General features: G+C 38.9%; 12 protein-coding genes. 3 read left to right on the plus strand and 9 right to left on the minus strand.

Going from position 1 to position 17,416, the window contains the following annotated elements; genetic code table 11:
* Positions 1 to 2: 2 nt before the first annotated feature.
* The 3 genes from WC614_09310 (at position 3) to WC614_09320 (ending at position 3,389) form a co-directional block, all read left to right on the plus strand.
* Positions 3 to 1,262, plus strand: a complete 1,260-nt coding sequence (locus WC614_09310) for a PIN domain-containing protein (GenBank protein ID MFA5033206.1) — start codon at positions 3 to 5, stop codon at positions 1,260 to 1,262.
* A gap of 504 nt (positions 1,263 to 1,766) precedes the next feature.
* Positions 1,767 to 2,414 (plus strand): hypothetical protein, encoded by a 648-nt coding sequence (locus tag WC614_09315; protein MFA5033207.1) that lies wholly within the window; start codon positions 1,767 to 1,769, stop codon positions 2,412 to 2,414.
* A 198-nt stretch (positions 2,415 to 2,612) separates the two neighbouring features.
* Positions 2,613 to 3,389, plus strand: a complete 777-nt coding sequence (locus WC614_09320) for a hypothetical protein (protein ID MFA5033208.1) — start codon at positions 2,613 to 2,615, stop codon at positions 3,387 to 3,389.
* Positions 3,390 to 3,669: 280 nt separating this feature from the next.
* Here WC614_09320 and WC614_09325 read toward each other — a convergent pair whose 3' ends face one another.
* The 9 genes from WC614_09325 to WC614_09365 all read right to left on the minus strand — a co-directional run bounded on the left by WC614_09325 (position 3,670) and on the right by WC614_09365 (position 17,218).
* Positions 3,670 to 5,079: a T9SS type A sorting domain-containing protein gene (locus tag WC614_09325; protein ID MFA5033209.1), complete on the minus strand. Its 1,410-nt coding sequence runs from the start codon at positions 5,077 to 5,079 to the stop codon at positions 3,670 to 3,672.
* A 1,234-nt stretch (positions 5,080 to 6,313) separates the two neighbouring features.
* The gene (locus WC614_09330) at positions 6,314 to 7,486 is read right to left on the minus strand and encodes a phosphoglycerate kinase (GenBank protein ID MFA5033210.1); all 1,173 of its coding nucleotides are present in this window, start codon (positions 7,484 to 7,486) and stop codon (positions 6,314 to 6,316) included.
* A gap of 781 nt (positions 7,487 to 8,267) precedes the next feature.
* Positions 8,268 to 9,557 (minus strand): hypothetical protein, encoded by a 1,290-nt coding sequence (locus tag WC614_09335; GenBank protein MFA5033211.1) that lies wholly within the window; start codon positions 9,555 to 9,557, stop codon positions 8,268 to 8,270.
* Entirely contained in the window at positions 9,554 to 10,384 is an 831-nt protein-coding gene (locus WC614_09340; GenBank protein MFA5033212.1) for a hypothetical protein, read from the minus strand. Before WC614_09340 ends, WC614_09335 begins: the two co-directional genes overlap by 4 nt.
* A gap of 68 nt (positions 10,385 to 10,452) precedes the next feature.
* Positions 10,453 to 11,001 carry a hypothetical protein gene (locus WC614_09345; protein ID MFA5033213.1) on the minus strand — a complete coding sequence of 183 codons (549 nt, stop codon included), beginning with the start codon at positions 10,999 to 11,001 and terminating at the stop codon, positions 10,453 to 10,455.
* A complete protein-coding gene (locus WC614_09350) occupies positions 10,998 to 11,384 on the minus strand; it encodes a hypothetical protein (GenBank protein ID MFA5033214.1) in 387 nt (128 codons plus the stop codon). The genes WC614_09345 and WC614_09350 overlap by 4 nt, the downstream gene beginning before the upstream one ends.
* Positions 11,385 to 12,016: 632 nt before the next feature.
* Entirely contained in the window at positions 12,017 to 12,580 is a 564-nt protein-coding gene (locus WC614_09355; protein ID MFA5033215.1) for a hypothetical protein, read from the minus strand.
* A gap of 139 nt (positions 12,581 to 12,719) precedes the next feature.
* Positions 12,720 to 14,264, minus strand: coding sequence for a T9SS type A sorting domain-containing protein (locus tag WC614_09360; protein MFA5033216.1), 1,545 nt, complete (start codon positions 14,262 to 14,264; stop codon positions 12,720 to 12,722).
* Between the two features lie 53 nt (positions 14,265 to 14,317).
* A complete protein-coding gene (locus WC614_09365) occupies positions 14,318 to 17,218 on the minus strand; it encodes a T9SS type A sorting domain-containing protein (protein MFA5033217.1) in 2,901 nt (966 codons plus the stop codon).
* Positions 17,219 to 17,416: the final 198 nt, after the last annotated feature.

A 17,416-nucleotide genomic window follows, 5' to 3' on the forward strand; every position in this document is an offset into this window, starting at 1 on the left:
TTATGAAAAAGATTTTTAAAGAATATCATCAGTTTACTGAACAAGAGTTTAAACAATTATGGAAAACCTGTTTATTTGTGTTTGATACAAATACCCTTTTGAATATGTATAGATATAGCAGAACAACAGTTGATGCATATTTTAATGTTCTAAATGAATTAAAAAAGAAAAAACAGATTTGGATCCCATATCAGGTTGGATATGAATTTTATGAAAATAGGATTGATGTCATTTCTGAATATGAGAAATCATATGATGATATTTTATCAATCCTAGGAAAAGCCAAAAGTGATATGGAGGTTAAATATAAAGACCACCCCTTTTTAGATTTGTGTAAAATCAAGGAAGAAATGAACAGTGGGCTATCTGGTGTAGAAACAAAAATTAAACAAGCAAAAAATGATCATCCTAAATGGTTAGAAAAGGATGAAGTATTAGAAAAGTTAAATCAATTATTTGAAGGAACAGTAGGGAATAATTATAATGAAAAAGATTTAGATAGGATAAAAAAAGAAGGTAAAGAAAGATACGAAAAGAAAATTCCCCCTGGTTTCAAGGATGATAAAAAGCCCGAAGATAAAAAATATGGAGATTTTATTTTATGGTGCCAAATAATTGATAAAGCCCAAAAATGTAAAAAACCAATAATTTTAATTTCAGGCGATGTTAAGGAAGATTGGTGGTTAGAAAAAGATGGGAAAAGGCTTATGCCATTGCCACAATTAAAAAAAGAAATATCAGACAAGGCAGGGGTTGATTTTCATATTTATACAGCAGATAGATTCCTAGAATTAAATAAGACAAGAAAGAAAGATATTGATGATAGTACGATTAAAGAAGTTAGGAAGATTAGAGAATTAGAAGAAAAAAGAATGATGTTTAGAAGAATGTCAATGATGGAAAATGCGAGAGAATTAAATCCTGCCATACTCGAAAGATATTCAATAGAGGAGAACATACACTTATTATTTAAAATAGTAGAAGATTTGAAAACATATGAATCAGAATTTTATCCAAGAGAAAAAGAAGAATTAGCCCATTTATTTTATAGAATAAGAGAATTAAAAAGTAGAACTATACATGGAGAAATAGACAGAATGACTTTGGAGAAGTCTTATAGGTATACAAAAGAAATATTATTTACTCTTGATAAAATAATTCATTCAGAAAAAATCCCTTCTGAATTATCTATTAGATTTAGAGAATATATTAATAGATTAGAACATTTAACCCAAAATTTTAGAAGATATCTTGCCGTTTAGCTCGTAAAATTTACCTCCTACTACAGTACTAACAAAATAGACAAGAATAGGATAAACAGGGTGGACAAATGGCCGGACTAAAAAGGTCCCAAAATCCAAAAAATAATTTTTTTTGAATCTTTTTTAGACTTTTTTGCATCTAATCGTGTAAGGCTATACAAACGCCTTTGAGTTGAGTAAGGTAAGTTAGGTGAGTGAGTTAAGTAAGTAAGAGAAAGTATACCAGAGAATTAGAACATCAGTCCAGCTGAGCTGGATACGGATCCCCCCATAGACAAGCTATGGATAGCAATCTCTAATCCAGCATAGCTGGAAAGAGCTTGACTATAATCCGCCAGAGGTGGAAAGGGCTTCGTATAGGCAGAATATCAGATTACCAGAAAATCAGGAACAAAAACAGAGAGATTCTTCCTACGCTACGCTTCTGGATAACAGTCTCTAAGGGCTATCGCCCAAGAGTCTGTAATCACTACGTTCAGAATGACAGAATAACAGATAAAAAATATGCGAGTAAGGAATAGTCCGTTTAATTTTACAGGCACAATCCGCGGGATGTCGCCGGAACAGGCGAAACGAATGTTCAACTACAATATGCCTCCTGACGCGCAAGGCGTTACTTTTAGATTTCAAAATAATAAAACCTACATCGTTCCCTATTACCCGGAAAAATACAATAACCACTCGGAAAAGTCCGCTGCTTTTAAAACTAATACCGAAATATTTTCTATGCTTAATAAAATATGCCCGCAGATACGTAAAACAATCATTTACCCCGCGTGGACACCTCTCGTTGATAAATACAAGGAAAAACACTTCTCCGCTTATCATCTGTTTTTTAGCATAAACCGCAGACAACTGAAGTACGGACTGGAAAACTTAATCTTCACTATGGGCGAGTTGACCCCGCCACAACTAAACTTGCTGGAATTCAAAAACTCGGTAATGAGTTTTCAACAGGAAAATCCCCAGCCGGGATATGATTTAGGATTTATTTCTATAGATAGAAAAACGCTTGAAGTGGAAACTTTTGCTCCTGTGAAGTACGGGGAACGGGCTGTTTCGTTGAAGGTGAAGTCGGGGGAGGGGGTGGTGTTTGCGTATCATAGGAGGGGGAAAGAGTATTCGGTAGCGGTTAATGTAGCGATACGATAACGACAGATTTTCACAAAACGAAAAGGCGCCCCGCCTAAGCGGGGTAAACTCCGTTCGCAGAGAAGGGAAAAAGAAAAAACAGATAGTTCGAAACATAAAGAAAAAACAAGAGAGCGCAAAGAACGGAAAGACTAGGGTTAAAAGATAACAGATAGAAAAGAGTTTAAAATAAAGGACGCAGAGTCCAAGTGAGGTTAAATGGCGAGATGTTTGGGTGGTGCTTTTGGCACAATAAGAGGTTCTGTCGGGAATGTTACGTTCTCTTATGTACGAGGGAAACAAATCGTTTACCTCAAACGAGATTATACCCTGTTTCCCAAAGAACAAAGTGTCGGGTTTAAAAATATGAGCACGTTGTTGGCACTCACAATGCGGATATACCATCTTCTACAACCGGAATTCCGTAAATACTGGAAAAAACACAACTACCAAATGCTGGAACATAATTCTTTTATAAGACAAAACATAGGTTTCTTATACGATTCCATTCCGAATAAAAAACTTCCCATCTCGGAAGATAACTGGGTAGACCTTTCCGCGATGAATCCTATTTACGAAGGTAAAATATACGAACCCCACAATGTTCCGAAAAACCTGAAATACGAAGGGAACCAGCTTTCCCTGAAGTGGGACTCACGTGTTTATAAAAACGGTACTCCCGAAGATGTTGCACACATATTAGTTTTTTACTGCAAACCTTCAGATAAGGATATGAAAGTTTTTGATAATCTCTTTTATTCAAATGAGGTTGATAAGTACGGCGGGGAAAACGCCTTCTTCACGAAGAAACGGAATTCTATCCTGTCGGACGGGGATTACGAGTTGAAAATATTCTACGGGAGGAGTATGCGTGGACGCGGGGAGACGAGTATCTTTATAGATGAGGGGCTTGAGCCGAGGTTTTTGAGTGTGTTTTTGTTTTTTTCGAATGAGATGACGTATTCGTTTAGGGGAGACGGGGGACAGATAGTGTAGTTAGTATAGGCAGTTTAGATGGTGTAGATGGTAACGGAAAACGGAGAAGAGAATAGGACATAGAGGACATATAAGTCATATAGGACAGAGAAAAAAGATGTGCTATGTCCCTACAGCCGGGAAAAGATTCGTTAATAGGATAATAGTGAATAGGATATTCGTTAAATGGATTCCCGCTTCCGCGGGAATGACAAATAGGACGAATAAGTCATATAGGTCGGAAGAGAAAAGAAGAAAACTGTCGTCAGGTAAGTTGTGCCTACATTTTTTGACTCAAGAACTACCTAAATACGATGAGTTTGCCGGACGTTTTTGTTGTGCGATGGCAGTTGCAGGTTTTACCGTAAGATTTGAGTTCTAATTTATAGAAATATGCTCCCGAGTTTAATAGTTTTCCCCTCATATCCCGTGTGTTCCACGGTATTTTGTTGACGCCGTTGGTGAGTTCTTTTGATGTTTCATAAACTAACGAGCCCGTTGTGTTATAAATTTTTAGCGCGGCAATGCTCTGTTGTGAAACGGTTATTTCAAACTGCGCACTGCTGAATACCGGTGATGGATAAACCTTGCAGACGAAAGAGTTCGGGGTTTCTTTTTCTTCGACGGCGCCTCCACAGTTCTGGTGATAAAGTATGAAATATCCATTGGTATCTACTGCATCGGACACTACAATGTCCGGGCAGCTGTCATCGTCTATTTCCACTATATAAGGGATATCCGCTTCGGGAACAAGAGGGTCAATAATTTGTTCGAGAAAATTTTTTCCACCCATATTTTCGTATAACCTGACGCTTCCCGTGTTTGCATCATTTTTGTTGCAAGCGACGATATCTATGTCGCCGTCCAAATCAATATCACCGATATCCACGCCGTCCCAGTCAAGTCCCGTTTGAAGCAAGTGTTCAATGAACGTGCCGCCGTTGTTTTCATACCAGAGCAATCGAGTGCCTGTATAGGCTTCCGAGACTACGACATCTTTATCACCGTCATTATCAAGGTCGGCGGCGGCAATGCCTGCAGGGTAAGTGATAGCGCCGGAAACCAGTATTTTTGTAAAGGATTCCGAGCCGTTGTTTTGCATCCAGAATACCGAGTTGTTAGCATAGCCTGAGACCAGCACTTCGAAATGGTTATCTGCGTTTGCGTCAAAGGGGTAGACTTTCCAGGCGCTTGAGAATATTTCGGTCCCGACGGGCATTGGAGTAAAGGATGCGGAGCCGTTATTTTTAAACCAGAACGCGGTAGCGGATGAAGTCTGGTGTCCTGCTACGAAATCCATATTCCCATCATTATTTACGTCTGCCGGGTAACAGTATCGCGGGGAGGAAAAACCTGTCGTTATGGCGGAAGTCGTAAAAGAGCCTGCGCCGTTGTTTATACATACCCATATCTGGTTGGAAGGTCTAACGGTAAAGATGAGATCGTTGTCGCCGTCTTTGTCAAAATCTGCGGCGGATATTTCGCCGAAATTGGATGAAGTCGTGGCAATCGGGTGAGCTATCCAGGTGTTGATGTTTGCGGTGTGTTCGTACCAGGCTGCGCCTGTGCTCCATAGTCCTATGATGTCAACTTTTTTTGCCCCGTCCCCGTTGATATCCGCTGCCCATATCCCGTGGGGATAGATTTGTGTGTCTATGTTTATTCTTTCAAAATTTAGAGATCCAAAAATTACAAGTAAAAGATAAGTCATAACGCCTCCCAGTGTCAATTACTAAATACTTGGGGTTGAGGGGAAAGTCAAGAAAAAAGTGGGGGAGGGGGGATTTTAGAGTGCGGATTGCGGATTGTGGAGATTAACAGATTAACAGATTTTGGATTGCGCCTGCCTGCCGGTAGGCAGGGAATTTGGATTTGGGATTGAACAGATTAACAGAGAAAAACAAAATACTTGCCACTAAAACACTAAGACACGAAATTACACTAAACAGAAAGTCTAACCACCCCGCCCATTTCGGGGTAAACTCCGAACGCAAAGAAGAAAACAGAGAACGGAAAATTCAGACAGGATTAACGGGATTAGAACAGAAAGGGATAGAGTTAAAAAACGACAGAAAACGGAGAACCACCCCGCTCCGCCTGAGGCGGAAACTCTAACTAAAAAGTTTGCAAGTTTGAACGTTAAAAAATAACAGAAAACAGAAATATTCACAGAACGAAGAGACGCTGAGGACGCAGAGAAGAAAAAAATAAAAAACAGATAGTTTGAAACATAAAGGAAAAAGAAGAGAACGCAGAGGGAAAAAAGAAAGGAGAAAGTAGGGCATTAAAGCCCAGCAGAGCTGGATAGAATAGTTGAGTCCAGCGATGCTGGATAGCTATCCCTAAGAACTAAAGTTCTAAGGGCTTGACTATAAGTTAAGTTAGGTGAGTGAGGTGAGTATAACATAAAAACAACAGAGAGATTCTTCTCCCGATAAATCGGGCTCAGAATGACAAATACCAGAAAGAACATAGCACGCTATGTCCCTACCTACCCAAATGGAAAGATTCGTTAATAGGATAGCCCAGCTGAGCTGGATAAGAATCTCTAAAGGCTAAAGCCTAAGAGTTTCTAATAGGATAATAGTTATTCGGAAAAACGGGAAAAAACAGAGAGCATATCAGGTTATCAAAGTATTCCTCCTACGGCGGACAAGCAAGTTGGTAGTAGGTAGGGGATTCGTTAATAGGGGAATAGTGAATAGTTAATCGGAAAAACAGAAAGTATATCGGAACATCAGAAAAGAAAACAGAGAGATTCTTCGCTACGCTCAGAATGACAGACAGGATTAACAGGATAATAAAAACAAAAAGGACATATCGCGCTATGTCCCTACCTACCCAAATGGAAAGATTCGTTGGATAATAGTTATTCGGAAAAACGGGGAAAAGAAAACGGGCGAGGCAGAGCCTCGCCCGTTCTTTTAATTGCAGTTAAATACTACCTATCTTAATGCTTCGACGCCGGGGAGTTTCAGCCCGGAAAGAAACTCTAAAGATGCGCCGCCACCTGTCGAAATATGAGTCATAGAATCTGCCAAACCGAATTTGTTTACTGCGGCAACCGTATCTCCACCGCCGATTATCGCGGTTACTCCGTGATGCGTCTGCATAGCCAGCTGTTTTGCAATGGCTCGTGTGCTTGACGAAAAATTGTCAAGTTCGAATACGCCTGTGGGGCCATTCCAGAAGATAGTCTTGGCTTGCATTAATATCGTGTTAAAGTTTTCCGTAGTTTTGGGACCGACATCCAATCCCATAAATCCCTCGGGAATGAAGTTGGCGGTCGTGATTCTTCGTTGGGCGTTGTTCTCGAATTTGTCCGCGGCGATTATGTCAACGGGAAGAACGATTTTGTTTTTGCCTTTTTCGAGGAGTTCTTTCACGACCGGGATTTTGTCTTCTTCAACGATTGACGTGCCGATTTTGTACCCGAGAGCTTTGAAGAAAGTAAATACCATCCCGCCACCGATAAGAATGTTATCAACTTTTGGCAGGAGGTTAACGATGATATCCATTTTTGTGGAAACTTTAGCGCCGCCGAGAATTGCAACGAAAGGTTTCTCGGGATTTTCGATTAATTTGCTGAGATAGTTCACTTCGTTTTCCATAAGGAAACCCGGAACTTTAACATCGAAGAGGTGAGTAATGGCTTCGACGGAAGCGTGTGCCCGGTGAGCGGAACCGAAAGCATCATCAACATAAATATCGCCGAGTTTCGCGAGTTTTTTGGCGAATTCCATATCATTTTTTTCTTCTTCGGGATAGAACCGTGTATTTTCGAGAAGAATAATGTCTCCGTCTTTCATTTCTTTAGTTGCTTTTTCGGCGTCCTCGGAAATGCAGGACGGGATAAATGTTACTTTTTTGCCAATCATTTCTGATAAATATTCTGCAACGGGTTTAAGTGACATAGACTCGACGACTTTGCCTTTGGGGCGGCCGAGGTGAGACATAAGAACGAGTTTACCGTTGTGCCCGGTGATGTAGTTCATTGTGGGCATAACAGCTTTTATACGGGAATCGTCCGCGACTTTAGTTCCGTCCAGAGGGACGTTAAAGTCGACTCTAGTAAGGACGCGTTTTCCTTTCAGGTCAAGTTTTTTCAAAGATTGCATTTTGCCTCCTGTTTATTTGACGTTATTTGATTTGCCTAATTATGAGTATATATGAAGGGGGAAAGGATTTTTGTCAAGGAAAAAGGGGAGAACGGAAATATTCACCGCAGAGTCGCAGAGGGCGCAGAGAAGAAAACAGACAACAGAAAAGAATTTAGCCACAGAATGACACAGAAATACACGGATAACAAAACAGAGAAGGGAAAAACAACGGAAAGAAATATTAACAGGGACTTTAGGAGACTGTAAGAGACAAAACAAAACAGAAAGATTTAGATTTAAAAAGAACGAAAAACAGAAAACGGAGAACAGAAAATTCAGACAGGATTAACGGGATTAGAACAGAAAGGGATAGAGTTAAAAAACGACAGAAAACGGAGAACCACCCCGCAATTTGCGGGGTAAACTCCAGTACGAAAACACTAAAAAGCACGAAAAAAATATCACAAAAACAAATAGTATAGCCACATCTGCCTAAAAAACTGGCAGACAGGGAATAAACACAGAACAACACAGAAAAAAGAACACGAAAAACAGACAACAGAAGAGAAATTTAGCCCCCCGCACAATAAATATGCGGGGTAAACTCCTAACACGGATTTACACGGATAAAAACGGAAATACACAGAACAACAAAAAACAGAAAAAAGAGAAGAGTTAGAGTTTAAAAAATAACAGAGAACAGAAAGAATTTTAACAGGGACTTTAGGAGACTGTAAGAGACAAAACAGAAAGATTTGGTCCTCCTGCGTCGGAAAGTCTAACTAACAGAAAGTTTGAATTATTCGGGGAGTTTGCCTGATAGGACGGAGATGACGTCGTTTTTTACGGTTTCGTAGTCGGGGTGTGGGATTGGAAAGACATTTTTTTCATAATTTTTTATGTCTTCGTCGCTGGGTTGTATTAAGTACTCTTTATAAGTTGCGTGATTGAGAGATGCGGTTATATAAGGGATAGCGCCACTGCGCCTGACTCCGGTTTCTTCCAAAAAATATTCAACATATCCCAAGTCGTGAAATTTGTTGCCTTTATGATGTTCCAGAACGATAACTCCTACTTGTTCGTTTTCCTTGAAAATAGCAAATTTATAGAGGATATCCGAATCTTCGGAATATTCGTAAGACGTTACGGTATAATCGCCGGTTTGAAATGTTTCTTTGGATTTTTCTATTGAGGGGTCAATAGATGCGCCTGTTGGTTCACAGGAAAGCATCGTAATGATTTCGTTTTTTACTGTGTCGTAATCGGGCGTTGCCGCATAAGTCGTACAAGTGATAAATGAAGAATAAGGAGAACGAAATAAATTAGAGAAATAACCGGGGTATAAGGTTTTGTGTAGTTTTATTACCGTTACCAAACTTGCTCTTTTAATTTCTGAATAGTATATCAAAAGAAATTTCGCTAATTGTTTATTCTCCAGAGTAACGGCAAATTTATAAAGAATACTTTCGTTATCATTAAGTTTAAGGTCTTTAGGGACGTAAGAAATTATGGTATATCTGCCTGCCGGAAAATATTCTTTGGGTTTTTCCGTTGTAGTATCGATATTTTCGTAGAAAGGTATATCCGAAAGTGCCGTAATAATATCGTTTTTTAAGGTTTCATAGTCAGGCATCTGGACATAATTTTTACAGGGTTCGTCGTAAGAATGGGAAGTAGTTGCCAAACCTCTGTCGTAAGGGGAAAAAGACAAAGGAGAAAGACGATAAAAACCGATAGGAGCTCCGCGAATACGTTCTTTTATGGGTTCCACCAGAGAATATTCGGTTGATTTTTTATTTTTTGGTGTAGGTTTCACTACGAGAAGACCTATTTGTTTATTTCCTTCAACGAAAGCAAATTTGTAAGGGATTTTTGCTTTCGGGTTAGAGTCGATTGGGGCGTAGGAAATGACGATATAATCGCCGGCTTTGAAATCTTCTTTGGGTTGTTCTGCAGTATTAAAAGCGACATAATCGCCTTTCCATAGAAACTTTTTAGGAGCGGCGCAGCCGGAGAGAAGGAGTAATGCAATGAACAGTAGTGCAGTGTTTTTTATAAGAGACTGTTTTTGTATCGGATTAAAGTTCATTTTGAAAGGACGGAAATGACGTCGTTTTTAAGGGTTTCGTAGTCGGGACGTTTGGGGTAAGATTTATAAGTTACGTGATTGTTGGATGAGGTTTCGTAAGGAATAGTTCCGGTTCGTCTGACTCCCGTTTCTTCCAGAAAATACTCGGTTCCAAAGACATTGAATTCCGGATGATGTTGTAAAAAAATGACACCTAATTTTCTATTTCCCATAATAATGGCAAATTTATAAAGAATATCCGCATCACAGAGGTAATCGGCTGGAGCATAGGCAACTACGATGTAATTGCCTGCCTGAAATTCTTCTTTGGGCTTTTCTATCGCGGTATCAATAGCTATCTCAAACGAATAAGTTTCATAAGGTAATATGCTCGTCAAAACTTGCATAATGTCATTTTTGAGCGTGTCGTAAGAGGGAAGCGTGACATAATTTTTATAAATAAAATATTTTTCATCAAAAGGTAAGGGAAAGGATAAAGCACGATATTCTTCATTAGAATAAAGAGGAAAAGACGATTTTTTGTTGTCAAAGCTTCTTGTTTCTTCCAGAGAATATTTAGTGCCTAATTTTTTATTCGGATGGTTTTTTAGAAGAACAAGAGCTAATTGTTTGTTTTCTCTTACGATACCGAATTTGTAAGGGATTTTTGCTTTTGGGTTGAGTTCGACAGGGGCGTAAGAAATTACGATATAATTACCTGCTTTGAAATCTTCTTTGGGTGTTTCTGCGGTATTGATAGAGATGTAATTGCCTTTCCAGAGGAAAGGTTTTGGGCCGCAGCCGGAGAGAAGAACTACTGTGAGCAGTAAGAATTTAATGTTTCGCATATGTTACCTCCATAAAAAAGATTAGTTTAAGATGATAAGTTTTTTAGTTTCTACGAAATTATTAGTTTTCATTTCCAGTTATAGCCGATAACAGTACCGATGGGGAGAACTAACAAAGAAGTGATGGCAAATCCCTCATTTATATATCCTAACAGCCAGCCTGCGACTGCTACAGCAATAGTTCCCACCGCTGCTTTTTCATCAGAGCCGTTTTTTTTCATTAATTTTCCGGAGAGCGAAACTCCGCCAAAACTTCCGAGTGCGGTGCCGCACATCCACATAGCTAATACCATACTTTGCATGCTTTTTGCCTGATCGGCAGTAATGTCGTTAGCACCCCACATTAATCCAAGCGAAACAAGCGCTGCACCCATAAATCCGACAAATCCTAAGGCGTATCCGCTAGCTCCTTCGACTGCATAGTTGAACATCGTTGGTTCTTCGTAATATTTATTGTTGAAGAAGCCTTTTCCGGCAATAAACAAGCAATTATTTTGGTATTTGCCTAAATCGTTTAGTATTATGTTGGAGGGTTTTAGTCCGATGGATTGTTGGGCGAATAAAGAAGAATCCAATGATGCCAATATAATTAAGATGGGTAGAATTTTAAGTTTCATTTCTTTTTTTTGTTTAGTTTGGTGAATATTTCCTGGAGGATAAAAACGACCAGCCAGAGTCCAAAAATATCGAAATTGTTTTTTACCCCTCCGAAATAACCAAGATGTTTTGGAAAGGTATGATGATGGTCAATAAAAAGACATACGAAAATGTTTGTAACGGGAATTGTAAATGCCGGCAACGCAATCCACCAAACTGCTCTTGCCCAAAAAGCCGGATGGTTAGGACCTTTTCCCAAAAATATAACAATTATTGCTCCAACTAAACATCCTATTGCGAATATGATTCGTATGGGAAACCATGTGGTAATGTTTATCGCGATAAGTGAAATCAGGAAAATAATGATTCCAGAAATAAACAAACGGTCAGATTTTTTATTCATTTATTTCCTCCTTTATCAACAAGTATCTTTGTAGTAAATATTCTGAAAACGTATTTTTGTCAAGGAAAAGAGTAAAGATGAAACAGAATTAGCCACAGAATGACACAGAACAACACAGAAAAAAGAACACGAAAAACAGATCACAAAAGAGAGTTTTAGCCACCCCGCTCCTCCTCAGGCGGACGGGGTAAACTCCTAACACGTATAAAAACGGAAATACACAGAACAACAAAAAACAGACAACAGAAATAATTTTAACAGGGACTTGAAGAGAATTGTACGAGAAAAGAAAACGGAGAACCGAAAATACGAAATATAGAAAGACACGAAAAACGGAAAGATTCACCACAGAGAACACAGAGTTAAAAAAAGAAAACAAACACGGAAAAGAGAACAGATTAAAGTTATAGAGAACACAGAGAACAGAATAGAGGGCACAGAGAACAGAAGGATTTAGGGTTGAACGGAAAACGGAAAAGTCTAACTAGTCCTTCTTTAATCCTTATTCAATTCCTTAAGTTTTGCTTTGCAAAACTGGATAAGTTAGACTAAGTTCCTTGTGGAACAAAGTCTAACTAACAGAGGAGGGTTTTGCGGGTGAATTTTGAATGAGAACTTTATTTAAATATAGTTCAATGTCCTGAAAGCACATAAAATATGGCAGCGCAACCAATCGAAATAAGAATTTTCATAAACACAGATAATTTGTTTATTGTTTCTTTATGTTTCTCTACAATAAAAGACATTATGTCCCACGCCGTGAACAAAAATACCATTGGTAGCACAAAACCAATATTATAATGGTTAGTGATAAAAAGAAGAAGATATAAAACATAAATAATAATGTAAAGCATTACAAGATTTGAAACTAATTTTAGCCAAGGAGGCATCTTAAATCTTTTATTTAGCAAAGGCCCGATTATTCCCAATGTTACCCATATAGCTAACAATAATATTGTTTTAGTTACTTCAGTCTTTTTTATTATCGCGGGAACGAGAAAATATATTACTCCAAATGCAGTAATCAAATAACCTATCCAATTATCTCTTTTTTGCTTTGCCGGTGAAGCGGGTTTGTCGTTGTAGTTTTTGAATGATAGCACAAATAACATATAATAAAATAAAAAGATTGTTCCTCCGACAACAAAGGCTCCTAATAACCAAGGAGCAATTTTATAAATAAATATTTCTTTCATATTTTCTCCTTAGTTTAATTATGCATTAGTTGGGGCAGTTGCCCAGCTTAGCTGGATTAAAACCACAACTCTACCCTTTTTATTTCATTAAGACACAAATATAACAAACGGGCGAATTGCAATTCGCCCCTACGATTTTTCATTTCATTAAGATTAATTTTTTTGTTGTACTTATTGTATTAGATCCTTCGCTATGCTCAGGATGACAAACTGCAGTCAGTTTAACAAAGTAAATACCTGTTTTTGTTAATCTGCCATTATTATCGGTACCATTCCAGGGGATTTGGTTATTAGTTAAAAGTGAATAGTTAATAGGAAACTGACGGACTAATTTGCCGGCGAGGTCGTAGATAGTTAATTGAACATTAGTTAATAGGGTACTAGTATAATAGTTATTAGGGGGAACAGAATAAGTGATGATTGTTGATTTAGAGAAGGGGTTTTGGGAGACATTCAATTGGGGATTTTGGAGTGGGGATTGGGGATTGGAGGAGGGTTCTTCAACTGCGAATTCTTTCCCCAGTCTAATTAGAGAGGCATTATCAGGGTCTCCGGTAACCCATGCTGCTCCAGTAACAACAAATCCTTCGTCTTCAGTTTGTTGAACGGAACAGCCATAATCATTGCCCAGTCCACCAAAGATTTTAGTCCATAGAGTATCGCCGGAAGAATTTGTTTTAATGAGGTAGCTATTGGCACAAGCCGGTACATTTGGTCCGAAAGACCATGTCGAACCACCAATTATATATCCTCCATCTTTAGTTTGTTGAACCGAATTAGCCAAATCATCATTCGCCCCGCCATAATTTCTTGTCCACAAAGTATCTCCCAAAGAATCCGTTCTGATTAGATAAACATTGAGAGAATCCGGCGTGCCTATTCCAAACGAGTATGTAGCCCCTGCAATAATAAATCCGTTATCTTGAGTTTGTTGAACTGAATAGCCATAGTCATGGTTAGTTCCACCGTAGGTTCTTGTCCAGAGGGTGTCGCCTGAAGAATTCGTTTTGATTAGATAGACATCAGTATTGCCTGCACCGAAAGAGTATGTAGAACCTACAATAATAAACCCGCTATCAGAAGTCTGCTGAACTGAATGGCCTTCATCGTAGGAAGTTCCACCATAAGTTTTAGTCCAGAGAGTATCACCCGTAGAATCTGTTTTAATCAGATAGACATCATCATCACCTGCTCCGAAAGATTCTGTAAATCCTGCAATTATAAACCCGTTATCTTGAGTTTGTTGAAGTGAATAGCCAACATCGGCACCAATTCCACCGAAAGTTTTTGTCCATAAAGAATCCCCCGAAGAATTTGTTTTAATGAGATAGACATCGGGGTACTTATTGGATGGTCCTAAGCCGATCATCCCTGCAATAATAAATCCGCCATCTTTAGTTTGTTGAACCGATAGCCCCTCATCCCAGTCGTATCCGCCGAAAGTTTTAGTCCATAAAGAATTCCCTGAAGAATTTGTTTTAATGAGATATACGTCGGAATTCCATCCTGTCCCGGAAACGAATGTATATCCTGCAATTATGAAGCCTCCATCCGTAGTTTGCTGAACAGACTTTCCCCCATCATCACTAGTTCCACCATAGGTTCTTGTCCAGAGAGTATCGGGAGCGGAGGCGAATAAGTTTGTTCCTGCAATGATAATAAATGCAAACAAATATTTTCTCATTTTTCTCTCCTATTTCATTAAGATTAGGGATGAACCACTTCGGGTTCACCCTTTCATTTCATTAGAATTAATTTTTTTGTCTCCTTGTAGTTGCCTGCTTTGAATTTCGCAAAGTATATGCCTGTTGGATAGTCTTTTGAATTCAGTTCTGCTTTATAATATCCCGGTATCTGCTCCCCATTAACCAAGGTCTTTACGCATCTGCCGGTTAAATCGTAGAGTTTAAGGGAGATAAGAGTTTTATTGGCTAATTGATAATTGATGGTTGTTTTTCGTATAACCGGGTTGGGAAAGATATTCAGGGAGTATGCCTGTTTGTAGGATTGTTCTTCCGTCCCTACCACAGAGTAGAATTTCCCCCATATACGCATTGTATTTGCAGGCCGGTTGTTAATAGTAGGCACAAAACCGGAATATGTAATAAGCAATTGGTTATCCGCTCCTTTTACAACCGATGGTGTATTCTGATTACCGATTTGTGTTGATACAGCAAAAGAATCAACTACTTTGCCGGATGTATTTACTCGAGAGCCATAAATGTCAGGATTATCTATACATTCGTTACGATAGTCATCCCATAGTACAAAATAATGGGTGCCATCGAAGTTAATGGAAGGTGTTCTTTGGTTATAAGATGCAGTAGAAATAGGAAGTCCGCCGGTATCTAAAACTATTCCTGAATTATCCACCCGGGTACCATAAATGTCCAAATAGAAGCTACGGTAATCCTCCCAAACTACGAAATAGTTAGCGCTATCCGAAGATACTTTAGGGTTAAAGACATATTGCTTTCTTATAGGAGTGATATGTATTGCGTTTGAGTCTAATGCGACGCCTTCAGGATTTACTCGATTAGCATAAACGGCAGAAGCGCTCCAATTATCCTGAATAGAATATACTACTAAATAATTAGTCCCATTAAAGGCAATTGAAGGAGGCGATAGTATACACCACGCGTAAAAGAAGCTATCGGGAAGAGTAGAAATATGAATTTCTTCGGTATCTAAAACTGTTCCGGAAGGATTTACGCGGGCGCCACAAATGTTAGCAGCACCCCTCCAACTTCCCCATACCACTAAATAGTTTACACCATCAAATGCTACTGATGTACCTGTCTGCCATGTTGAGTCATCAGAAATACTTATACCTAATGAATCTAAAACTTTTCCGGTTGGAGTTACTCTTGTGCCATAAATGTGATAATAATCAGTGCCGTACTGCTTACCTTCCCAGACTACAAAGTAATTTGTTCCATCAAAGGCAACAGAAGGATTTCTCTGAGAATAGCTTGCGGTTGAAATACGTATCCCTTGGGGGTCTAAAATTGTATTATTCCCGCTTATGCGAGCGCCATAAATATTCGGACATAAGTCATTACGATAATCCTCCCAAACTGTAAAATAATTTATCCCGTCAAAGGCTGCAGAAGGGGAATATTGAGAATATGCCGTAGTTGAGATAATATTTCCTCCTTGGTCTAAAACTGTTCCGGAAGTATCTACTCGTGCTCCATAAATATGTTCATAGTCTTCTATACGCTCTCTCCACACTAAAAAGTAATTTGTGCTATCAGTTCCTATAGAAGGATATAACTGTGTAAATGGCGCAGTTGATAGGGGAATTCCCTGTGTGTCCAAAACTATACCACCGGTATTAATCCGTGCGCCATAAATATCGCCGGTATCACTCCTGAAGTCAAACCATGCTACCAGATAATAAGGATTATTAAAGCATATAAAAGGTTCCTCCTGCCAATTTGGTGCAGTTGAAATGAGTATCTCCGGAGAGTCTAATATTGCACCGGAAGTATTCATTCGGACACCATAAATATCGGAACAGGTACCGGTAACCCGTAGGTCTCCCCAGACAACAAGGTAATTCGTGCCATCAAATGCAACAGTTGGACATCTCTGGTCTTCCTGTGCGGTAGAAATAGGAATTCCCGAAGTATCTGAGACTGTACCGTCCTGGCTTACAAACGTACCGTAAATATCCGTACTCTTACCGGGGTCATTACGGTTGTCTTCCCAGACTACAAAGTAGTTGGCGCCATCAAAGGCTATAAAGGGAGATGTTTTTACCGATGGTGCATCTGTTATGACAATTTTTGTTGTATCTAAAACTATGCCGGCAGGATTGATTCTTGTGCCATAAATATTACTTCCATATCTCCACACCGCAAAGTAGTTAGTTGTGCCAAAAATCAATGAAGGTTCAAGTCCCTGGGGTGAAATAGCAATTGCTTGTGAATCCAAAACTATCCCGGACGTACTTACTCGGGCACCATAAATACTGGTATCTCCATTCCAAACTACAAAGTAATTTGTACCATCAAATGCTACGGAAGGGTGCCAGGATGGCGCGGATGAAATAGCTATACCGGCGGAATCTAAAAATACGCCGGATTTACTTACTCTTGCGCCGTAAATGCGAGGATAATCAGTGCCGTAATGTTTATTTTCCCAGACTACAAAATAATTTGTACCATCGAATGCAATAGACGGTTTAAATCTATATTGGCTTCCGCCAACTGTAGGCACAAAAGCAATATTCGTATCAACAAGAAATTCGCCGGATTTGGAGGAGTTGAAACAGAGGTTGGGAGTAGCGTTGGAGTATGCAGAGATGGGTGGATAAGGGGAAGATTGTTCAAATCTGAGACCCCTGTCAGTGCCTTCAAATGAGATTTCTCCGTAGAAACCTTTGTAAATAACTTTACCGTTTCTTATTTCAGGTTTGCCATATACAGGGATAAGAGCATCTTCTGTATTATTTTCCTTTTCGGTAGCTTTCAGGATAACTCCATCCTCATCAAAGGTTGCTTTATAAGACTTGTCTTTTATTATTATTTGTTTTTTTTCTTTTATCGGGCAATGAGCAATTTGTTGTAGGATCTCGTTTGTATTGAAAGAAGGATTGATGTTAAATAAAGTTAATATAATAAATTTTATCATAGTTTTTCCCTTACCTCATTAACACCATGGATGAACTACTTAGAGTTCACCCTGTTACTTCATTAATAAATAAATATAACAAACGGGCGAATTGCAATTCGCCCCTACGATTTTTCATTTCATTAAGATTAATTTTTTTGTTGTACTTATTGTATTAGATCCTTCGCTATGCTCAGGATGACAAACTGCAGTCAGTTT

This window comes from bacterium, assembly GCA_041649255.1.
Taxonomy (GTDB): domain Bacteria; phylum Hydrothermota; class UBA3073; order JACQXS01; family JAQTXJ01; genus JAQTXJ01.